Here is a 20,691-nt window from a genome sequence, read left to right as displayed (position 1 = left end):
TTGCTGAAAAGATTAAAAGAAAAAACAAATGATGAAAAAATGAGAAACACCATGAATAAAAGAATCAATTTCATATTTGGATTTATAGTATTTATCTTTGCTATAGTCGTATTGAGATTAGGTTATTTACAAATAGCACAAGGATCTCATTACAAACAATTAATCAAAAACGATGAAAATATAACTGTTAATGAATCAGTACCAAGAGGCCGAATACTAGATAGAAATGGCAAAGTACTAGTTGATAATGCTTCAAAGATGTCTATTACATACACTAGAAACCGTAAAACTTCACAAAAGGAAATGTTAAATACTGCTAAGAAACTGACAGATTTAATTAAAATGGATACGGATAAAATTACTGAGAGAGATAAAAAGGATTTTTGGATTCAAATGTATCCGTCATCTGCTAAAAAGTTAATGAGAAAAGAACAATTAATGTTAGAAGATGGCAGTATTTCACAAGAACAATTTGATACACAATTAAGAAATAAAATAGGAAAAAAACAATTAAAACAGTTAACTAAAAAAGATTTGCAAGTTTTAGCAATTTATCGGGAAATGAATGCTGGGTCAACTCTAGATCCTCAAACAATTAAAAATGAAGACGTAAGCGAGAAAGAATATGCAGCCGTATCACAACAACTTTCTAAATTACCTGGTGTAAACACTACAATGGATTGGGATAGAAAATACCCATACGGTGATACTTTAAGAGGTATATTTGGAGATGTGTCGACTTCGACTGAAGGTATACCTAAAGAATTAACCGAACAATATTTATCAAAAGGTTATTCACGTAATGATCGTGTCGGTAAATCTTATCTTGAATATCAATACGAAGATGTTCTTAAAGGCACGAAGAAACAAATGAAATATACAACTGATAAATCTGGTAGAGTAATAAGTTCAGAAGTACTTAATCCTGGTTCAAGAGGTCATGATTTACAATTAACTATAGATATTGATTTACAGAAAAAAGTAGAATCTTTATTAGAAAAACAAATTTCTAAGTTACGTAGTCAAGGTGCTAAGGATATGGACAATGCGTTAATGGTTGTCCAAAATCCTAGAAATGGAGACATACTTGCTATGGCAGGGAAGCAAATTGATAAGCAGGGTAAACTCAAAGATTATGATATTGGCAACTTTACAGCTCAATACACGGTCGGTTCTTCAGTAAAAGGAGGAACATTATTAGCTGGGTACCAAAATAAAGCTATTAATGTTGGAGAAACTATGGTAGATGAGCCATTAAAATTCCAAGGTGGTTTAACCAAACGATCATATTTTAATAAAAATGGTCATGTATCTATCGATGATAAACAAGCACTTATGCATTCATCAAACGTATACATGTTTAAAACCGCACTTAAATTAGCAGGTGACCCCTATACTTCAGGTATGTCATTACCTAATAATATAGCAGATGCGGGTCGTAAATTGCGTAAAGGGTTAAATCAAGTAGGTCTTGGCTTAAAAACAGGCATTGACTTACCGAACGAAACGCCAGGCCAAATAGAGCCCTTAACTAATAATCCTGGTAACTATTTAGACTTAGCTATTGGACAATACGACACATATACACCACTTCAGTTGTCCCAATACGTATCAACTATTGCAAATGATGGCTATAGAATTCAACCACATATTGGATTGTCTATTTATGAATCTACTAATAAAGATGAAACTGGCCCATTAAAACGTAAAATTAAGGGTAATGTTTTAAATAAGGTAAATAACTCAAGTGACGAAATTAAAGAAGTTCAAGAAGGATTTAAAATGGCTTTCAATGAAAAGCAAGGTACGGGTTATGCTAGTTTTAGAAATACTGTAGTACCTTCAGCTGGTAAAACAGGTACTGCTGAAGTTTTTCAAGATGGAGAACCTAGAGTTAATTCAACATATATCGGTTATGCACCCGTCGATAATCCTAAATTATCTTTTTCAATTGTCTACACAAATCAACCTGTTCCACCACCTTGGTTAAATGGTGGAGACTTAGGTAGAGACGTAATCAACTACTATTTTAAAGATAAAGATAATAAAGATGACTCTCGATCTAATAACGAAGAGAAAGAAGATTAATTTAAATTGTCAACTTAACTAATCATAAAATTATACTTTGCAATTAGTTAAGTAATTGGTATAATAAATAAGTCGTATTTTGAAAAGGTAAGGAGGAGAAATTCATGCGCGTAAACGTTACATTAGCTTGTACAGAATGTGGAGATAGAAATTATATCTCAACAAAAAACAAAAGAAATAATCCTGAACGTGTAGAAATGAAAAAATATTGTTCACGTGATAATAAACATACTTTACATCGTGAAACTAAATAATTAATGTTTTTAAATTTGTACATGACGATATAAAATCGATTTAATCCCTTTAAAGTAACCACTTATAAAAGTGAAAACTTTGAAGGGATTTTTCATTTACTTTTTGTCTTTAAATACCAACTTAATGACATTAGTTACTATAAACGTTATAATGTTAAGTGAACGAAATGGGTGAATAAAATGGATAAAAAGGGACTACGTAGAAATATAATTAAAAAGATGAAATCTTACGACAAAGTACAAAAACATTTGGCTGATGAATGGTTGGCTAAGAAATTATATCAAAGTGAAGCTTATCGCAAAGCTAACAAAATTGGTATTGTTTTATCGATGCCTCATGAAGTTAATACATATCCAATTATTACTTATTCGCTACATAATAATAAAAAAATTTTTGTTCCTGAAACAAATTATCAACAGCAAGAAATGACTTTTAAACAATTATTATCAATTGAGGATATCGAGAAAGATGGCAAAGGTATTTATCATTCTATTTCCCCGGTCGGTACAACGAATAAAATGGACTTAATTGTAGTACCTGGGGTTGCATTTGATAAATTGGGCTATCGAATAGGTTATGGTGGTGGTTATTATGACCGATTCCTGAGCCAACATAGAAGTAATACAGTTAGTTTACTATATGATTTTCAGTTAGCCCAATTCAATATAGAACCACACGATCAACCTGTAGAGCAATTAATTATTTATCACAATAAAGTGGTGGAGGAATAAATGAATATTAATAAACTTTATTGGAAGGCCTTATATTACTGGATTAGGTATCTTAATTATAATGTAATTTATCGTGATAAAGGGGACGATGAAATATGGTTGTATCATAAGAGAAAACATTCCATTGTTGTTTTTAGAAAAAATGTTACATCTACCCAAGAGATTAGGTTTGATAAATCAAAAATTATGGAACGACCTGAAGAAATACAACAATTCATCGGTTATATACCTGAATCTTATGAATTTTATTATTTTACGGATAAAGAGCTTTCAAAAGAAAATTTAAATGAAGAAAAACCAACTAAACTGAAATTTAAAATTTTAAGCAATGAGCAAAGCTTAAAGTCACTCCCTATAAACTTTTTACTTATAAAAATGCTAATTAATAATGAAGATAAAAAGACTTATCTTTATTACAAAAGAAAAGTTTTGACACAAAATCTTGTTGATAAACATATGCAACGTTTTACCCCTATTACATATACACTTATCTTAATTAATATTGTGATATGGTTATGTATGATTTTATACTTAAATCGATTTTCTGATGTTAAACTATTAGAAGTAGGTGGACTTGTTCATTTTAATGTTGTACATGGAGAATGGTATAGACTTATTTCGTCAATGTTCTTACATTTTAATTTCGAACACATTTTAATGAATATGCTTTCTCTATTTATTTTTGGTAAAATTGTCGAATCAATCATTGGTTCATGGCGAATGCTAATAATTTATATTATATCCGGATTATATGGAAATTTTGTTTCTCTATCTTTTAATACGTCTACAATTTCAGTCGGTGCTAGTGGAGCAATATTTGGCTTAATTGGTTCTATTTTTGTGATTATGTATTTAAGCAAGAATTTTAATAAAAAAATGATTGGCCAGTTATTAATTGCATTGGTTGTTTTAATCGGTTTTTCACTTTTTATGTCTAATATTAATATAATGGCACACTTAGGTGGATTTATCAGTGGTGTATTAATTACATTAATAGGCTATTATTTCAAAACACATCGCTCTTTATTTTGGGCATTTTTGATTGTATTTTTACTTATATTCATTGTTTTACAAATTAGAATATTTACTATAAGTGAGGATAATATCTATGATAAATTAATTCGGGATGAAATGATTAAAGGTAATTATAGCGAAGCAAAACATGTTGTAAAGCAAACACTTAATAATAATTACGCCGATGATGAAACATATTACCTTAGTGGTTTGATTACTGCAACTAAGAGCTCGCAAGCAGAGGCCGTATCAGAATGGGAAAGAGGTTTAAGAAAATTTCCAAATTCAGGTGTACTTAATTATGAATTAGCTATAGCTAATCGTTCTTTAAGTGATGATAAAAAGGCTTTAAAATATATAAAAAAAGCTGTAGCAATTAATCCTAATAATAAAAAATATGTTAATTTAAAAAAAGAGTTGAGTAAATCTAATGACGCGAAAAATTAAAAATTTTTATGACGTGTTACAATTACTTAAAACATATGGTTTCATTATCTATTTTAAAAATCCAGATGATATGTATGAAATGATGATACAAGAGATTAAATCCTTATATAGTTATCAATTGTTAACGAAGGATGAATATCTGAATTGTATACTGATAATAAATCAAAGAAGGAATGAAAAATAATGACAGATATTATTTTAGCTGCCGATATAGGCGGAACAACTTGTAAATTGGGGATATTTGACAAGGATTTAGAACAATTGCATAAATGGTCTATTGATACTGATACAAGTGACCACACTGGTGAGTTACTTTTAAAAAACATTTATGATTCTTTTACTGAAAAGGTTGCAGAATTTAAATATGATTTTAACAATGTTGTTGGAGTCGGTATTGGTGTTCCTGGACCTGTTGATTTTGATACTGGAGTTGTATACGGAGCTGTTAATTTACATTGGCCAGGTAGTGTCAATGTAAGAGAAATTTTCAAACAATATGTTAATTGTCCAGTTTATGTTGATAATGATGCTAATGTTGCTGCATTGGGAGAAAAACATAAAGGTGCCGGTGAAGGTGCTGATGATGTAGTAGCAATTACTTTAGGTACCGGACTTGGTGGAGGTATAATTTCTAATGGAGAAATCGTACATGGACACAATGGGTCAGGCGCTGAAATTGGACATTTAAGAGCTGATTTTGATCAACGTTTTCAATGCAATTGTGGTAAATCAGGGTGTATAGAAACAGTTGCTTCTGCTACTGGTGTAGTAAATTTAGTTAATTTCTATTATCCTAAATTAACGTTTAAATCATCAATTTTACAACTTATTAAAGATAACCAAGTAACAGCAAAAGCTGTATTTGATGCAGCTAAAGCCGGTGATCAATTCTGTATATTTATAACTGAAAAAGTTGCAAATTATATCGGCTATTTATGCAGTATCATTAGCGTTACTAGTAATCCAAAATATATTGTTCTAGGAGGGGGCATGTCTACTGCCGGACTTATCCTTATAGAAAATATTAAAACTGAATATCGTAATTTAACTTTTACTCCAGCTCAAAATAATACTGAGATAGTACAAGCTAAATTAGGGAATGATGCTGGTATTACTGGTGCAGCTGGACTTATCAAAACATATATCATAGATAAAGAGGGTGCTAAATAATGGCAATTGTTGATGTAGTAGTTATTCCAGTAGGAACAGAGGGTCCTAGTGTAAGTAAATATATAGCAGAAATCCAAACAAAGTTAAATGAATTTAAACAACAAGGGAAAATTGATTATCAATTAACACCAATGAATACATTAATCGAAGGTGATTTGAAAGATCTTTTTGAGGTGATTCAAGCGATTCATGAATTACCTTTTGATAAAGGATTAGATAGAGTTTGTACAAATATTAGAATTGATGATCGTCGAGATAAATCAAGAAAAATGAATGATAAATTAAAATCAGTACAAAAACATCTAGACCATAGTGGTGAATTATAATGCGAATTTCAAATTTAACATTAGGAATCGTTGACACTAATACGTACTTCATTGAGAATGAAGAAAATGTAATATTAATCGATCCCTCAAGTGAAAGTCAAAAAATAATTAAAAAATTAAATCAAATCAATAAACCTTTAAAAGCAATTTTATTAACACATGCACACTATGATCATATCGGAGCATTAGATGATATTATTGAAAAATATCAGGTTCCAGTTTATATGAGTAAAGATGAGTTTGATTTTTTAACTGATCCAGATAAAAATGGCTCATCTAAATTTACACAATATGGTTTATCTAAAATAGAAAGTCACGCAAATCCATTAAGTTTATCAGAGGGTCCTGCAGAGATTGAAGGATTTAAATTCAAAGTATTACATACGCCTGGTCATTCTCCAGGTAGTCTTAGTTTTGTTTTTAATGACTTTGCTGTTGTTGGCGATACTCTGTTCAAAAATGGTATCGGTCGTACAGACCTTTATAAGGGAGATTATGAAACATTAATTGATTCAATAAAAGATAAATTATTTGAATTAGAAGGTGATATGCCACTTTTCCCTGGACATGGGCCTTACACCACAGTTGACGATGAGCAACTCAATCCTTTTATAAATGGTTAATATTAGAGAGTAAAAAAATCGCCTCCTACGTTTATATATGTAGGAGGTGATTTTTTTGAAAATTTTATTTGAACAGATTATCAATCATGCAATTAAGCAAGAAGCAAGTGACATACACTTTATACCATGTGAGGAACACACTATAATTAAGCTAAGAATTAAAGATGAGCTCACAATATATGATACACTTTCATTTCCAATTTATAAAAAATTACTTATATACATGAAGTTTCAATCTGGGTTAGATGTATCAACACAGCATAGGGCACAAAGTGGTAGATATAGTTATAAGATGAAGCGTTTATATTATTTAAGAATCTCTACATTACCGTTATCATTAGGCAATGAAAGTTGTGTAATTCGTATAGTACCTCAATACTTCCAAACTAAACGAGAATCATATGAATTTAAAGATTTTAAACATTTCATGAAAAAGAAACAAGGTCTACTTTTGTTTAGTGGGCCAACTGGCTCTGGCAAAAGTACTTTAATGTACCAAATGGTCCTTTATGCACATCAAAATTTGAATTTAAATGTAATATCAGTTGAAGATCCAGTAGAACAAATACTCAATGGAATCACACAAATATCAGTTAATGAAAAGGCAGGTATAAATTATGAAAGCTCTTTCAAAGCCATTTTAAGGTGTGATCCGGACGTAATTTTAATTGGTGAAATCAGAGATTCTACCGTAGCTAAATACGTGATTCAAGCCAGTTTAAGTGGACATTTAGTTTTGTCGACAATGCACGCGAATGATTGCAAGGGAGCATTATTACGATTATTAGAAATGGGTATTTCTGTCCAAGAGTTGTGCCAGGCAATCAATTTAATTTCTAATCAAAGATTAATCACTACTACTACAAATACTCGTCAACTAGTATCGGAATTAATGTTTCAAAGCCAAATCAATTATTTTTTTGAACATAATCATTCTTTACCTAAAAATTTCACAAAATTATCTACACATTTAAACAAAATGTCTAAAGAAGGTGTTATATGTGAAGAAGTTGTCGATAAATACATTTAAATATAAGAGGAATAAATATCTTACTGAAATACAATCAATAGACTTATTACAGAGATTACATCAGCTTTTAAGTCACGGATTCACTTTATATCAAAGTTTTAAATTTTTAAACTCTTATTTTAAATATAAAGAACGAACAATAAATGAAAAGATTATCCAACATCTACAAAACGGCGCTACATGTTATGATATTTTAAAAATGATAGGGTATCCAGAATTAGTTCTTCTTCAAATAAAATTTGCTGAAAACTACAGTAACATTGATGAGGCTCTCGTTGATACTGTTCAATATATGAAAAGAAATTTGAAAGCTAAAAAACGACTCATCAAAACCTTACAATATCCTGTTGCATTAATTTCTATCTTCTTATTCATATTAACCATTTTAAATATAACTGTCATACCTCAATTTCAACAACTTTATGAGACTATGAATGTTAAATTATCAACATTTCAAAATCTACTAACTCTTATTATTACCCTTCTTCCCAAGCTAACTTTCATTTTTATCTTTATGAGTGGTATAGCATTTTTTATCACTTATAAATTTTACTATTATCTACCAATTGAGAGAAAATTAAAATCTATTTTAAAAATCCCAATGATTAATACGTATTATAAAATATATAGAACTTATCAACTTTCCAATCAGCTTTCTTTATTTTACAGAAATGGTACAAGTCTTCAACAAATTGTCCAAATATATCGTAATGAGCAAGATAACGAATTTCTTAAATTTCTGGGTAATTGTCTTTTTAAAGAAGCTAATAGAGGGCTCCCGTTACCTACTATATTAATGAATCTACAATGTTTTCAAAATGATTTAATTAAATTCATAGAACAAGGAGAGAAAAATGGAAAATTAGATATAGAATTAAAATTATACAGTCAAATGTTATTACAGCAATTTGAGGAAAAAGTGTTAAAACAAACAAAATTTATACAACCTATCATCTTCTTTATCTTGGGAATTTTTATTGTATCTTTATACTTAGTCATTATGCTTCCTATGTTCGAACTTATGCAAACAATAAAATAATTTGAGGAGTGACATCAATGAAAACATTGAAATTATTGAAACAAACACGAGCATTTACCTTGATAGAAATGCTTTTAGTATTACTAATAATCAGTTTATTATTAATACTTATAATTCCAAATATTGCAAAACAAACATCTCATATTCAGTCAACTGGATGTGATGCTCAAGTTAAAATGGTAAACAGTCAAATAGAAGCCTACGCTTTAAAACATAACCGCAACCCTTCTAATATTGATGATTTGGTTTCAGATGGTTTTATAAAAGAAGGACAAAAAACATGTAAATCCGGTCAGACAATTAGTATTGCAAATGGAGAGGCAGTTGCCAATTAAAAACATTAAAGCATTTAGTTTAGTCGAGATGATTTTTACTTTGTTTATTATCAGTTGCTTGTTGATAACAACTTTATGGTCACGAAACCTATTCGACATTCAGCTAATTGATGAAGAACATGAAATTAAGCAATTAATAACAAAATTTAATTACTATAAATCTAAAGCTATTAGCAACAATGAATCGATAACTTTATTATTTTTTAATAATTCAAATAGAGTACAAGTAGTTGAAGAAAATGGAGATAAATATAGTTTTAAACTTAATAAAGGAAAAGTGACTAATATAGCTAAAATTCAAACATTAAATTTTGATAAAAATGGAAATATCAATCATTTTGGTTCGCTCATTTTACAATATAATTCACATGCTTATAGATTAATCTTCCATATTGAAAAGGGGCGTTTGAGATTTGTCAAAATATAAATTTAAAGGGTCTTTAATTATTGATGCATTGCTAGCCTTTTTTATAGTTAGTACAATAACAATGATTTTAATACCTATGTTTTCAAACTTAAACAATCAGTATCTTATCAATTTAAATAACATAAAAATCAAGCAAATCATGATAACTAGTCTTCAACACTATAAAAAGAAAGAACTTTATCAAGGGGTTGTAATAGAAAATTATGAAATACAATTATTCAATCATAAAATATGTGGGGCGGATAAAGCATTTAATACGCGAACCTGTATTTCTATTTAATATAAAAGCATTTACCTACATCGAAGCATTATTTGCTTTATTTGTGACTACTTTAATACTCGCTTTATTACCGACTATACTTAAATTGACTTCATTTTATCTAAATACTGCTCAAAATAACGAAGATATTCAATTTGAATTTTTTAGAAGAGATTTACTTAAAGAGAAAATGACGACTAAAAACAATTATGAGATCGAAAATGCATATACAATTAAACTTAAGAAAAATAAAGATGTTATTAGGTATATTTATAAGAACCGTAAAATTTACAAAAATATTAATCAAAGAGGTAATATTACATTGTTAAATCATGTCTTATCTACTCGTATATTAAAAACGAACGATAATATAGTGAAATTATTAATAACAACAGGAGATGCGAACGATAAACACAAAGAAATCCTTTTTTTATAGCCAAAAAGCGTTCATTAGTTTATATTTAATAGTAATTTTTTCAATTTATTTATCAATTATATCTTTTTATATCTCTCAATATAGTTTAAAATTAAAGACAATACATAACTTAGATGTTTACTACAATAAAGTTATCGTTAATAAGATAAAAGAGGTAGATTAATTTGAAGAGTATTCAAGTGCCTATTATTTTAGTTGGTTTCATGGGAACTGGTAAAACCACTGTTGGAAAATATCTTTCAGATTTATATAATTTAAGTTATGTGGATTTAGATAATTTTATTGAAGTAAATGAATGTAAATCTATACCTGATATATTTAATGATATCGGAGAAAAAGGTTTTAGATCATTGGAGACAAAGTACCTAAAAGCATGTCTCAATACTTTCGATATCATTTCAACTGGAGGAGGTATTATAGAAGATACGAATTCATTAAAGCTCTTAAAAAGCCAAAAGCATGTGGTTTGGCTAGATTGTGACATTGAAATCATTTTCAAACGAGTTAAAAATGATCCACATCGACCCAATGCTAAAAGTAAAAATCTTAACCAACTTGATGCCTTGTATTCTTCAAGACTTTCAAGATATAATGAAATCGCATTCATGAAAGTTGATAGTGCACAGAGTGTCTCTGAAATTTGTACTTTAATAAAAACAAAATTATTAAGCGATTGATCAGTATTAGAGAGAATAGAGATCAAAACTTGAATCATTATGAGTTAAACGATTATAGTCTATTACAATTTTGACTCTCTATCGCCGAAGGTGCAAGTGAAATAACGAAACTCTCAGGCAAAAGGATAATACTGTGACGCATTCCTGAAATGAGTATTAAAACAGGGTAGCTTTATGCTATCCTGTTTTTTAAAAATTATTAATTGGGGGTACAAGTATGACAACAGATTTGAAAAAAACACCTTTATATCAAAATTACGTTGATAGTGGTGCTAAAATTGTTGAGTTTGGTGGATGGGCAATGCCTGTTCAATTCTCAAGTATCAAAGAAGAACATAACGCAGTTAGATATAATGTTGGTCTTTTTGATGTAAGTCATATGGGAGAGATAGAGATTAGTGGTAAAGATGCAGAACAATTTATACAATACATCCTTTCTAATGATACAAATCTTCTAACAAATGATAAAGCAATGTATAGTGCTTTATGTAATGAAGAAGGTGGAGTCATTGATGATTTAGTTACATATAAACTTAATGAAAACCACTACTTGCTTATTGTAAATGCTGCAAATACCAATAAAGATTATCAATGGATTAAAAAACATAGCTCTAATTTCACCGTAGATGTAAGCAATACTTCAGACAAATACGGACAATTAGCTATTCAAGGTCCTCGTTCAAGAGCATTGATAAATGAATTAGTGGATGTAGATGTAAACCATATGGCAATGTTTGAATTTAAACAGAATGTACAACTTTTTGGTAAATCTATTATTCTTTCGCAGTCTGGTTATACTGGAGAAGATGGCTTTGAAATTTACTGTAAGCAAGAAGATACTAAGGATATATGGGAACAATTATTAAAATACGATGTTACACCATGCGGTTTAGGTGCTCGTGATACTCTAAGACTTGAAGCTGGATTACCTTTACATGGTCAAGATTTATCTGAATCAATTACTCCTTATGAAGGAGGAATAGCCTTCGCTGCTAAACCGTTAATTGCAAATGATTTTATTGGCAAATCAGTACTCAAAGCTCAAAAGGAAAATGGTTCCGAGCGTAGAACAGTAGGTCTTGAACTATTAGGTAAAGGCATTGCTAGAACAGGTTATGAAGTACTAGATGAAAATAGTAATCAAATTGGTTTCGTTACATCAGGAACACAATCCCCATCTTCTGGTAAATCTATAGCACTTGCAATAATAGATAGAGGTGCATTTGAAATGGGCAAAAAAGTAATAGTGCAAATACGTAAGCGTCAAGTTGAGGCAAAAATAGTTAAAAAAAATCAAATTGAGAAATAAATTTAAAGGGGTGTAAATATTGAGTCATCGTTATATACCATTAACTGAACAAGATAAAAATGAAATGCTAAATAGTATTGGGGCAAAGTCTATTTCCGAATTATTTGATGATATACCTACAGATATTTTATTAAAAAGAAATTTAAACATTGCCGAAAGCGAAGCGGAGACGATATTACTTAGAAGGTTAAATCGTCTCGCAGCTAAAAATACAACTAAAGAAACACATGCAACATTTCTGGGTGCGGGCGTTTATGATCATTATACTCCTGCTGTTGTCGATGCAATGATTTCAAGATCTGAATTCTACACCGCATATACACCTTATCAACCTGAAATTTCTCAAGGTGAGTTACAAGCAATTTTTGAATTTCAAACACTCATTTGTGAATTAACAGATATGGATGTAGCAAATTCTTCTATGTATGATGGTATGACTAGTTTTGCTGAAGCATGTATATTGGCGCTAAGTCATACGAAAAAAAATAAAATTGTAGTTTCAAGTGGACTACATTATCAAGCCTTACAAATTCTACACACATACGCCAAAACTCGTGATGAATTTGAAATAATTGAAGTTGACCTTAAAGGTACTATTACTGATTTAGAAAAATTAGAACAACTTATCGATGACAACACAGCAGCTGTCGCTGTACAATATCCAAACTTTTATGGTTCTATTGAAGATTTAGAACAAATTAATAATTATATAAAGGATAAGAAAGCTTTATTTATCGTATACGCCAATCCACTTTCTTTAGGATTACTAACACCACCAGGTACATTCGGGGCAGACATAGTAGTGGGAGATACACAGCCTTTTGGTATTCCTACCCAATTTGGGGGTCCACATTGTGGATATTTTGCTACAACAAAGAAATTAATGAGAAAAGTACCTGGTCGATTAGTTGGACAAACTCAAGATGACGAAGGTAATCGTGGATTTGTTCTCACCTTACAAGCTAGAGAACAACATATCCGTCGTGATAAAGCCACTTCTAATATTTGTTCAAATCAAGCTTTAAATGCACTTGCATCTTCAATAGCAATGTCTGCTTTAGGTAAACAAGGGATTTATGAAATTGCAGTTCAAAATCTTATAAATGCTAATTATGCTAAAAATAAGTTTGAAGAGCATGGTTTTGAGGTACTAAAAGCACAATCTTTTAATGAATTTGTAGTCAAATTTAATCAACCAATAAAAAATATTAATCTTAAATTAGCAGAATATGGGTACATTGGTGGTTTTGACTTAGGTGAAGTATCAGATGATTTTAAAAACCATATGTTAGTCGCAGTTACAGAGTTAAGATCTAAAGATGAAATAGATGATTTTGTTATGAAAGCAGGTGAGTTAAATGATTAGTAAATCAAGCCCTTTAATATTTGAAAGATCCAAAAAAGATAGATATGCGTATTCTTTACCACAAAATGACATTGAAAATATCAATATTGCTTCACTCTTAGATGATAAGTATATTCGTAAACATAAGGCTGAGTTTCCTGAGGTTTCAGAATTAGATTTAGTTAGACATTACACTGAACTATCAAATAAAAATTTCGGGGTTGATACTGGATTTTATCCATTAGGTTCATGTACGATGAAATATAATCCTAAAATTAATGAAAAGGTAGCTCGTATTTCTGGTTTTAGTGAATCTCATCCTTTACAAGAAGAAGAACACGTCCAAGGTTCTCTTGAAATTATATATAGTTTACAAGAAGAATTGAAAGAAATTACTGGTATGGATGAAGTTACCCTACAACCTGCTGCAGGTGCGCATGGTGAATGGACCGCTTTAATGATTTTTAAAGCTTATCATGAAAAAAATGGACAAAGCCATCGAGATGAAGTAATAGTACCTGATTCAGCACATGGTACTAATCCTGCTTCTGCCTCATTTGCTGGATTTAAATCAGTAACTGTAAAATCTAATCAACGTGGGGAAGTTGACATAGAAGATTTAAAAAGAGTAGTAAACGACAATACAGCTGCAATCATGTTAACTAATCCAAATACATTAGGTATATTTGAACAGAATATTATTGAAATTGGGAAAATCGTTCATGAAGCAGGTGGTTTATTATATTACGATGGGGCAAATTTAAATGCTATTTTAGATAAAGTACGTCCTGGTGATATGGGCTTTGATGCAGTACATCTTAATTTGCACAAAACATTCACTGGTCCTCATGGCGGTGGTGGACCAGGATCAGGACCAGTTGGAGTAGTAGAAAAATTAGCCAGTTATCTACCTAAGCCTATGGTTATAAAAGATAATGATAGATATAAATATGACAATGATATTCCAAATTCAATTGGACGAGTAAAACCGTTTTACGGAAATTTCGGTATTTATTTAAGAGCATATACTTATATCAGATCAATGGGAGCCAATGGTTTAAAAGAAGTATCTGAAGCTGCCGTTCTTAATGCGAATTATATTAAATCTCGCCTTAAAAATCACTTTGAAATTCCGTTCAATCAATATTGTAAACATGAATTTGTATTAAGTGGAACTTTACAAAAACAATATGGTGTCAGAACATTAGATATGGCTAAACGACTGTTAGATTTTGGTGTGCATCCACCTACAATATATTTTCCTCTCAATGTCGAAGAAGGAATGATGATTGAGCCAACAGAAACTGAATCTAAAGAAACACTTGATTACTTTATTGATGCGATGATTCAAATCGCTAATGAAACAAAAAATGATCCAGATAAAGTTTTAGAAGCACCACATACAACTATAATTGACCGATTAGATGAGACGACTGCAGCACGAAAACCAATTCTTAAATTTGAAGAACTTAAGGACGAAAAGTATAAAGAACACACAAATATTGATTCTGAAAATAATTAAATCACTAAAAAGAAATCTTTATACTAGCTAAAACTTCTATAAGTTACAATAATCAAAAGTTAACTTATACTAATCTTTTACTAAATAGAAAATATCTTTTTTAAAGCATTTAAAAATTAGATTTGATGTTAATACGTAGCTTTTTTATGATATTTTTGAGAAAGGTGCGCCAATCCTCTATACGGGCTGAGACGGTACCTTTTGATGACGAGTCGTTCTCAATATGAAAATTATATAAATAAAGAAAACGGCTGGGACATCATTCCTAGCAAAATAGCCAGTAAATGAGTTTTTTATAATTCATTTACTGGCTTCTTTATACAAAAAGACAATTTCTATATTTTTCAATAGAAATTGTCCTTATTTACTTATCCTGGAACTTTATGTCCAGACTTTTCTTTAAATGATTTATATATCATCATCTAAAAAACTCTTTGAAAGCATCTATTAACCTAATCCTTTCAAAGAGTTTAATAACTTAAAGACATCATTTCGTAAAATTACTTTTTAGATTTTATTTTACCTGTCCATTTTTTGTAACCGCCTTTAAGCATGTAAATATTTTTATATCCATTTTTTCTTAATATACGTGCAGCACGATAACTTGCTATACCATTAGCATCACATAAATAAATAGGTTGATCATTTCTTAGTCCTTGAAATCGTTGCTTAAATACTGTGATAGGAATATTACGTGCACCATTAATATGTCCATAATCATAATCCACTTTTTCCCTCACATCAATAACTTGAGCTTTTCTTAAACCCTTATGGAATTCATTCTGGTCTAATTCATTTACAGCTCGCTTATTAAGAATTTGTTGGATAATCATATATGCAATGATAATAACAATAATACCAATTGCAATGTACAAAGAGATACTCATCTTGCATCCTCCCTAATTTACCGATATTATAATTATAAGACTGTTAGTACAATTTATCAAAATATTTTTTCGAGTTAGATTATGTTTATATCACATAATCTAAATATACAAAGAGAAACATAATAGTTTTAATTTTAATATTTCGATAGGGGTATGATTATGACTGAAATATGGAATTTTATAAATACTGGAAGCAAAAATCCTTATTATAATATGGCAATGGACGAAGCGTTACTAAATTTTGTATCGCGTGGAGAAATTGATCCAGTTATAAGATTTTATACTTGGAATCCTGCAACACTCTCAATAGGCTACTTTCAACGGCTCCAAAAAGAAATTGATATTGATAAAGTAAAAGAAAAGGGCTATGGCTTAGTAAGACGTCAAACGGGTGGTAGAGGCGTGTTACACGATAAAGAATTAACATATAGTGTTATTGTTCCAGAGTCTCATCCAAATATGCCTTCAACTGTAACTGAAGCTTATAAAATTATTTCACAAGGATTATTAGAAGGTTTTAAAAATTTAGGTTTTGAAACTTATTTCGCTATCCCCCGTTCTAAAGAAGAACGAGACAAATTAAAGCAACCACGAAGTTCGGTATGTTTTGATGCACCTAGTTGGTATGAGCTTGTAGTAGAAGGCAGAAAAATTGCAGGTAGCGCTCAAACCAGACAAAAAGGTGTCATTCTTCAACATGGTTCAATTTTACAAGATATAGATATCGATGATTTATTTGATATGTTTATATTTAAAAATGAACGACTAAAAGCGAAAATGAAAGAAAATTTTGTTCAAAAAGCTGTAGCTATTAATGACATTTCAAATCAACATATTACATTAAATGAAATGGAGAACGCCTTTAAATCAGGTTTTAAAAAAGGACTGAATATAGATTTTAAACCTCTAGAATTAACGGAAAAACAAAAAGAGGAAGTACAAGAACTCGAAGAAAAATATCGCTCTGAAGCATGGATGCACCGTAAATAATTATGAAGAAAGCAATAAGGCGAAATCATTTGATATCGCCTTATTGCTTTCTTTTTTGTCTTTTATATTTACGAAGTGCTTTTTTATACTTCCTTTGATCTTCTGTTACAAAGAAGAAATAATATATAATATAAATAATTAAAGCTATAATTGCAAAACTAATAATAGCTTTCATAATTGAAAATAAAAACTCATCAAGATTCATCATTAAACCAAATGCAGCTATCGCTAATATTAAATAAAAGATGAATTTACGCATCTCAAAACTCCTATTAATTTAAATTTGTATTTATTGTTGCAAGTTTTTTTTGACCTTTTTCTATTTTTTTATTATCTTTCGTTTCATATCCTTTTTTAATTGTATTGAATGCTGAAGATAAGTCTTTATTAAGTTGACGTATTTCTTTTTCTTTTTTCTTATCTTCTTCAGATTGTGATTCAGAGTCTACAGATTCTTTATATTTAATGAAAGAACTGTCAATATTATTTGAAATGTCATCTAATTTTCTTTGAATCGTCACTTTATTATTATTTTTATTAACTTTTGACTCAATTTCTCTATAATCTTTAATGGCTTTTGCAATAGAATCATAATAATCAGATGATGCTTTTAAATTTTTTATTTTTAACTTATTAGATGAAGCTTCTTTAGTATTTTCTTTATCTTGTTTAAGGGCGGCTATTTTAGATTTATGTTCGCCAATTTCTTGATTAAGTTCTTGAATATCAAGTTTTAATTGATGATTATCATCACGTAACTCAGTCGTTTTATCTTCTAAAGGAGATAAGTTCTGACTCCCACAACCCATTAGCAAACTGCTCGCACCAACTATTAATATTAACTTTTTCATTATATTCTCCCTAAACCAAAAACTATTATTATTATTACTAGTTATGCTATCATTCTAATGTATAAAATAAAAATGTACAAATGTAAACGTAGGAGGGAAATAATGAATAAATTAAGAAAAGTTCAAGATATCATTGAACATAAGCACTTAGATGCAATCATCGTATTATCAGATTATAATAGACGTTACCTTTCAGATTTTACTGGTACAAGTGGTGCACTAATCATAACACCTAAAAAACAATATCTTATTACTGATTTTAGATATATAGACCAAGCTACAGAACAGGCACAAGATTTTGAAATTATAAATCGAAAATCAAGTTTGATTTCTGAAATTAAATGTATATTAGAAAGAGAAAATTTATCAAATATTGGTTTTGAAGGTCATTTAATCAGTTATGATACTTATGTTGAACTTAATAAAGGATTAATTACTTTAATAAGCATATCTAATGAAATTGATAAGATTAGAGAAATTAAAAATAAGGAAGAAATTCAGCTCATTCAACAAGCGGCTAAGATAGTAGATCAAACATATGAATATATCCTCACTCAAGTAAGTATCGGAATGACAGAACGAGAAATCAAAGCTAAATTAGAAAGTAAGATGTTAGAATTAGGTGCAGATGGCCCTTCATTCGACACAATAGTAGCTTCAGGTTACCGAGGTGCATTACCGCATGGTGTTGCAAGTGATAAGCGTATTGAAAAGGGAGATATGATTACATTAGATTTTGGTGCATACTATAGAGGTTATTGTTCCGATATTACACGCACGTTTGCCATAGGAGAACCGGATCCAAAACTCAAAGAAATATTTAATATAGTTCTAACTTCTCAAAAGAAAGCTATTGAAGAAATCAAACCAGGTATGACTGCAAAAGAAGCAGATGCTATATCTAGAAAGTATATTTCATCTCACAATTATGGTGAGCAGTTTGGCCACTCACTTGGTCATGGTATTGGCCTTGATATTCATGAAGGTCCACTATTATCTCAAAATAGTTCAGATGAATTAAATATAAATAACTGTGTTACTATAGAACCAGGTATATACATTGAGGGATTGGGTGGCGTTAGAATAGAAGATGACATTCTTATTACAGAAAATGGATGTCATGTCTTTACTAATTGCTCAAAAGACCTTATTATTTTAGAGTAAGCGCGTATAATTGAGGAGGAGACTGAATGATTTCAGTAAATGATTTTAAAACAGGTTTAACGATTTCTGTTGATAACGGAATCTGGAAAGTTATTGATTTCCAACATGTCAAACCAGGAAAAGGCTCGGCTTTTGTTCGTTCTAAATTACGTAATTTAAGAACAGGTGCTATTCAAGAAAAAACTTTCAGAGCTGGCGAAAAGGTTGAACAAGCAATGATCGAGAATCGTCGTATGCAATATTTATATGCTGATGGCGATAACCACGTATTCATGGATAACGAGACATTTGATCAAATCGAATTACCTGGTGACTACTTAAAAGATGAATTAAATTATTTAAAAGCGAACATGGAAGTTCAAGTTCAATCTTATGAAAGTGAAGTTATTGGTGTTGAATTACCAAAAACTGTAGAGCTTGAAGTTACTGAAACTGAACCTGGAATCAAAGGTGATACTGCCACTGGCGCAACAAAATCTGCGACTGTTGAAACAGGTTATACACTAAATGTACCTTTATTTGTAAATGAAGGTGACACACTAGTGATAAATACTAGTGATGGAAGTTACATTTCTAGAGGATAAACACTAATTAACTATACTCCAGAGTATACATCAATAAGATGTTATACTTTGGAGTTTTTGTTTTCAAAATGTAAAATTACAAAGTATAGTATTGTAATTATTAATAAATATGTATATAATTACATAATAATACAATAAGGAGTGTATATATGCATATTTCTATAGTAGGTATCACAGGCTATACAGGACTAGAATTGTTAAGATTAGCACTAAATCACCCTCATATAACTGTTTCATCGATTCATGCCACAAAAGAAGTGGGAGTGCAAATTTCTGATATATTCCCTCATTTGAAAGGTATTTGTGATAAAGAAATTCAGGCTTTCGACAGTGAATTTATTATGACACACTCAGATTTGGTATTTTTTGCCACTCCAAGTGGCGTTGCAAAAGATTTATCTAAAAATTTCGTTAATAATAATTTTCCTGTCATAGACTTATCAGGTGACCATCGTTTATCTCCAGATGTTTATCTCAAATGGTATAAAAAATCACCGTGTACTGTAGATATACAAAAGCGTTTTACATACGGTCTTTCAGAAGTAATGAATATTAGTCATTGCAATAGATTTATTGCTAACCCTGGTTGTTATGCAACTGCAACTGAATTAGCACTATATCCCTTAATCAGCAATCATTTAATCCGTGTTGATTCTATAATTGTTGATGCTAAAAGTGGTCTTACTGGAGCTGGTAAAAAATTAAATCAGTCAACCCATTATGTAAATGTAAACAATAATTATGTGACGTATAAACTTAATAAACATCAACATATTCCTGAAATTGTACAAACGTTGCAGTTTTTTAACAAAAATTTACAGAATATTCAGTTTTCTACATCACTTATTCCGGTTAACAGAGGTATTGTTGCAACTATATACACACAGCTTGAAAGTGGAGTGAAAATAAATCAAATAGAATCTACCTACAAGACTGTATATAAAAATAAGCCTTTCATAAGAATTAAAGATGGGTTACCACAGTTAAATGAAGTAATAGGAACAAATTACACTGATATTGGTTTTGTTTATAACGAAACTACGGGTGTTTTAACAATTTCATCAGTTATTGATAATTTAATTAAAGGTGCCGCTGGCCAAGCTATTCAAAATATGAATCTGATGTTTAATTTCGACGAAACTGATGGTCTAATTTTGGCACCTTTATATATCTAATATAGGG

At 30.1% G+C, this 20,691-nt stretch carries 25 protein-coding genes and 1 riboswitch; of the genes, 22 read left to right on the top strand and 3 right to left on the bottom strand.

From position 1 onward, the window contains the following. From HMPREF3058_RS01655 to gcvPB, 18 genes are all read left to right on the top strand, one after another. Window positions 1-2,088, top strand: coding sequence for a peptidoglycan D,D-transpeptidase FtsI family protein (locus HMPREF3058_RS01655; protein ID WP_002490999.1), 2,088 nt, complete (start codon window positions 1-3; stop codon window positions 2,086-2,088). 104 nt (window positions 2,089-2,192) lie between these two features. Continuing rightward, the gene (gene rpmG, locus HMPREF3058_RS01650; RefSeq protein ID WP_001830957.1) at window positions 2,193-2,342 is read left to right on the top strand and encodes a 50S ribosomal protein L33; all 150 of its coding nucleotides are present in this window, start codon (window positions 2,193-2,195) and stop codon (window positions 2,340-2,342) included. A 180-nt stretch (window positions 2,343-2,522) separates the two neighbouring features. Next, window positions 2,523-3,074, top strand: a complete 552-nt coding sequence (locus HMPREF3058_RS01645) for a 5-formyltetrahydrofolate cyclo-ligase (RefSeq protein WP_002446539.1) — start codon at window positions 2,523-2,525, stop codon at window positions 3,072-3,074. Continuing rightward, window positions 3,075-4,535, top strand: a complete 1,461-nt coding sequence (locus HMPREF3058_RS01640) for a rhomboid family protein (protein WP_002491010.1) — start codon at window positions 3,075-3,077, stop codon at window positions 4,533-4,535. Beyond that, complete coding sequence (locus HMPREF3058_RS01635) at window positions 4,519-4,719, top strand: YqgQ family protein (RefSeq protein WP_002446537.1); 201 nt, start codon at window positions 4,519-4,521, stop codon at window positions 4,717-4,719. Before HMPREF3058_RS01640 ends, HMPREF3058_RS01635 begins: the two co-directional genes overlap by 17 nt. Further along, window positions 4,719-5,705, top strand: coding sequence for an ROK family glucokinase (locus HMPREF3058_RS01630; protein WP_002446536.1), 987 nt, complete (start codon window positions 4,719-4,721; stop codon window positions 5,703-5,705). The genes HMPREF3058_RS01635 and HMPREF3058_RS01630 overlap by 1 nt, the downstream gene beginning before the upstream one ends. After that, on the top strand, window positions 5,705-6,031 hold the full coding sequence (locus HMPREF3058_RS01625; protein WP_001831234.1) for an MTH1187 family thiamine-binding protein: 327 nt from the start codon (window positions 5,705-5,707) through the stop codon (window positions 6,029-6,031). Before HMPREF3058_RS01630 ends, HMPREF3058_RS01625 begins: the two co-directional genes overlap by 1 nt. Further along, window positions 6,031-6,654, top strand: coding sequence for an MBL fold metallo-hydrolase (locus tag HMPREF3058_RS01620; RefSeq protein ID WP_002446535.1), 624 nt, complete (start codon window positions 6,031-6,033; stop codon window positions 6,652-6,654). Before HMPREF3058_RS01625 ends, HMPREF3058_RS01620 begins: the two co-directional genes overlap by 1 nt. Window positions 6,655-6,709: 55 nt before the next feature. Beyond that, entirely contained in the window at window positions 6,710-7,684 is a 975-nt protein-coding gene (comGA, locus tag HMPREF3058_RS01615) for a competence type IV pilus ATPase ComGA (RefSeq protein WP_002446534.1), read from the top strand. Then, entirely contained in the window at window positions 7,656-8,723 is a 1,068-nt protein-coding gene (gene comGB, locus HMPREF3058_RS01610) for a competence type IV pilus assembly protein ComGB (RefSeq protein ID WP_002491008.1), read from the top strand. The genes comGA and comGB overlap by 29 nt, the downstream gene beginning before the upstream one ends. A gap of 17 nt (window positions 8,724-8,740) precedes the next feature. Further along, entirely contained in the window at window positions 8,741-9,058 is a 318-nt protein-coding gene (comGC, locus tag HMPREF3058_RS01605; RefSeq protein ID WP_002446532.1) for a competence type IV pilus major pilin ComGC, read from the top strand. Beyond that, the gene (gene comGD, locus HMPREF3058_RS01600; protein ID WP_002446531.1) at window positions 9,048-9,485 is read left to right on the top strand and encodes a competence type IV pilus minor pilin ComGD; all 438 of its coding nucleotides are present in this window, start codon (window positions 9,048-9,050) and stop codon (window positions 9,483-9,485) included. Before comGC ends, comGD begins: the two co-directional genes overlap by 11 nt. Then, window positions 9,472-9,765 carry a hypothetical protein gene (locus HMPREF3058_RS11530; protein ID WP_002446530.1) on the top strand — a complete coding sequence of 98 codons (294 nt, stop codon included), beginning with the start codon at window positions 9,472-9,474 and terminating at the stop codon, window positions 9,763-9,765. Before comGD ends, HMPREF3058_RS11530 begins: the two co-directional genes overlap by 14 nt. After that, window positions 9,689-10,180: a competence type IV pilus minor pilin ComGF gene (comGF, locus tag HMPREF3058_RS01595; protein WP_002446529.1), complete on the top strand. Its 492-nt coding sequence runs from the start codon at window positions 9,689-9,691 to the stop codon at window positions 10,178-10,180. The genes HMPREF3058_RS11530 and comGF overlap by 77 nt, the downstream gene beginning before the upstream one ends. Before the next feature lie 164 nt (window positions 10,181-10,344). Continuing rightward, window positions 10,345-10,857 (top strand): shikimate kinase, encoded by a 513-nt coding sequence (locus tag HMPREF3058_RS01590; protein ID WP_002446528.1) that lies wholly within the window; start codon window positions 10,345-10,347, stop codon window positions 10,855-10,857. After that, window positions 10,854-10,996: riboswitch (glycine riboswitch) on the top strand. It overlaps the preceding gene by 4 nt. A gap of 78 nt (window positions 10,997-11,074) precedes the next feature. Further along, entirely contained in the window at window positions 11,075-12,166 is a 1,092-nt protein-coding gene (gene gcvT / locus HMPREF3058_RS01585) for a glycine cleavage system aminomethyltransferase GcvT (protein ID WP_002446527.1), read from the top strand. Window positions 12,167-12,185: 19 nt separating this feature from the next. Next, on the top strand, window positions 12,186-13,532 hold the full coding sequence (gene gcvPA / locus HMPREF3058_RS01580; protein ID WP_002446526.1) for an aminomethyl-transferring glycine dehydrogenase subunit GcvPA: 1,347 nt from the start codon (window positions 12,186-12,188) through the stop codon (window positions 13,530-13,532). Then, complete coding sequence (gene gcvPB / locus HMPREF3058_RS01575; RefSeq protein WP_002491007.1) at window positions 13,525-15,033, top strand: aminomethyl-transferring glycine dehydrogenase subunit GcvPB; 1,509 nt, start codon at window positions 13,525-13,527, stop codon at window positions 15,031-15,033. Before gcvPA ends, gcvPB begins: the two co-directional genes overlap by 8 nt. 500 nt (window positions 15,034-15,533) lie before the next feature. Here the strand turns inward: gcvPB and HMPREF3058_RS01570 are convergent, their stop codons facing one another. Continuing rightward, window positions 15,534-15,920, bottom strand: a complete 387-nt coding sequence (locus HMPREF3058_RS01570; RefSeq protein ID WP_002446524.1) for a rhodanese-like domain-containing protein — start codon at window positions 15,918-15,920, stop codon at window positions 15,534-15,536. A 159-nt stretch (window positions 15,921-16,079) separates the two neighbouring features. On the opposite strand from HMPREF3058_RS01570, the gene HMPREF3058_RS01565 reads away from it, so the two are divergent. Beyond that, complete coding sequence (locus HMPREF3058_RS01565) at window positions 16,080-16,910, top strand: lipoate--protein ligase family protein (RefSeq protein WP_002486967.1); 831 nt, start codon at window positions 16,080-16,082, stop codon at window positions 16,908-16,910. Window positions 16,911-16,950: 40 nt separating this feature from the next. Here the strand turns inward: HMPREF3058_RS01565 and HMPREF3058_RS01560 are convergent, their stop codons facing one another. Continuing rightward, window positions 16,951-17,169: an SA1362 family protein gene (locus tag HMPREF3058_RS01560; protein ID WP_070731057.1), complete on the bottom strand. Its 219-nt coding sequence runs from the start codon at window positions 17,167-17,169 to the stop codon at window positions 16,951-16,953. Window positions 17,170-17,182: 13 nt separating this feature from the next. Then, window positions 17,183-17,761: a hypothetical protein gene (locus HMPREF3058_RS01555; protein WP_002490955.1), complete on the bottom strand. Its 579-nt coding sequence runs from the start codon at window positions 17,759-17,761 to the stop codon at window positions 17,183-17,185. A gap of 102 nt (window positions 17,762-17,863) precedes the next feature. On the opposite strand from HMPREF3058_RS01555, the gene HMPREF3058_RS01550 reads away from it, so the two are divergent. From HMPREF3058_RS01550 to argC, 3 genes are all read left to right on the top strand, one after another. Continuing rightward, entirely contained in the window at window positions 17,864-18,925 is a 1,062-nt protein-coding gene (locus HMPREF3058_RS01550; protein WP_002457719.1) for a M24 family metallopeptidase, read from the top strand. Between the two features lie 26 nt (window positions 18,926-18,951). Then, complete coding sequence (gene efp, locus HMPREF3058_RS01545) at window positions 18,952-19,509, top strand: elongation factor P (RefSeq protein ID WP_001831269.1); 558 nt, start codon at window positions 18,952-18,954, stop codon at window positions 19,507-19,509. 149 nt (window positions 19,510-19,658) lie between these two features. After that, on the top strand, window positions 19,659-20,684 hold the full coding sequence (gene argC / locus HMPREF3058_RS01540; protein ID WP_002446520.1) for an N-acetyl-gamma-glutamyl-phosphate reductase: 1,026 nt from the start codon (window positions 19,659-19,661) through the stop codon (window positions 20,682-20,684). Window positions 20,685-20,691: the final 7 nt, after the last annotated feature.

This window comes from Staphylococcus sp. HMSC068G11 (assembly GCF_001815825.1).
GTDB classification, from domain to species: Bacteria; Bacillota; Bacilli; order Staphylococcales; family Staphylococcaceae; genus Staphylococcus; species Staphylococcus epidermidis.
The sequence above is the reverse complement of the archived record's forward strand: the minus strand, read 5'-3'. Positions and strand labels throughout refer to the sequence as shown.

What these genes read in the sequence shown, in the direction of transcription:
- HMPREF3058_RS01635 (WP_002446537.1), top strand. Translation starts at nt 4,519, where the DNA reads ATGACGCGAAAAATTAAAAATTTTTATGACGTGTTACAATTACTTAAA.
- HMPREF3058_RS01630 (WP_002446536.1), top strand. Translation starts at nt 4,719, where the DNA reads ATGACAGATATTATTTTAGCTGCCGATATAGGCGGAACAACTTGTAAA.
- HMPREF3058_RS01645 (WP_002446539.1), top strand. Translation starts at nt 2,523, where the DNA reads ATGGATAAAAAGGGACTACGTAGAAATATAATTAAAAAGATGAAATCT.
- HMPREF3058_RS01620 (WP_002446535.1), top strand. Translation starts at nt 6,031, where the DNA reads ATGCGAATTTCAAATTTAACATTAGGAATCGTTGACACTAATACGTAC.
- HMPREF3058_RS01625 (WP_001831234.1), top strand. Translation starts at nt 5,705, where the DNA reads ATGGCAATTGTTGATGTAGTAGTTATTCCAGTAGGAACAGAGGGTCCT.
- HMPREF3058_RS01570 (WP_002446524.1), bottom strand. Translation starts at nt 15,920, where the DNA reads ATGAGTATCTCTTTGTACATTGCAATTGGTATTATTGTTATTATCATT.
- comGF (WP_002446529.1), top strand. Translation starts at nt 9,689, where the DNA reads ATGAAATACAATTATTCAATCATAAAATATGTGGGGCGGATAAAGCAT.
- comGC (WP_002446532.1), top strand. Translation starts at nt 8,741, where the DNA reads ATGAAAACATTGAAATTATTGAAACAAACACGAGCATTTACCTTGATA.
- HMPREF3058_RS01555 (WP_002490955.1), bottom strand. Translation starts at nt 17,761, where the DNA reads ATGAAAAAGTTAATATTAATAGTTGGTGCGAGCAGTTTGCTAATGGGT.
- HMPREF3058_RS01565 (WP_002486967.1), top strand. Translation starts at nt 16,080, where the DNA reads ATGACTGAAATATGGAATTTTATAAATACTGGAAGCAAAAATCCTTAT.
- argC (WP_002446520.1), top strand. Translation starts at nt 19,659, where the DNA reads ATGCATATTTCTATAGTAGGTATCACAGGCTATACAGGACTAGAATTG.
- gcvPB (WP_002491007.1), top strand. Translation starts at nt 13,525, where the DNA reads ATGATTAGTAAATCAAGCCCTTTAATATTTGAAAGATCCAAAAAAGAT.
- rpmG (WP_001830957.1), top strand. Translation starts at nt 2,193, where the DNA reads ATGCGCGTAAACGTTACATTAGCTTGTACAGAATGTGGAGATAGAAAT.
- HMPREF3058_RS01560 (WP_070731057.1), bottom strand. Translation starts at nt 17,169, where the DNA reads ATGCGTAAATTCATCTTTTATTTAATATTAGCGATAGCTGCATTTGGT.
- efp (WP_001831269.1), top strand. Translation starts at nt 18,952, where the DNA reads ATGATTTCAGTAAATGATTTTAAAACAGGTTTAACGATTTCTGTTGAT.
- HMPREF3058_RS01640 (WP_002491010.1), top strand. Translation starts at nt 3,075, where the DNA reads ATGAATATTAATAAACTTTATTGGAAGGCCTTATATTACTGGATTAGG.
- HMPREF3058_RS01550 (WP_002457719.1), top strand. Translation starts at nt 17,864, where the DNA reads ATGAATAAATTAAGAAAAGTTCAAGATATCATTGAACATAAGCACTTA.
- gcvT (WP_002446527.1), top strand. Translation starts at nt 11,075, where the DNA reads ATGACAACAGATTTGAAAAAAACACCTTTATATCAAAATTACGTTGAT.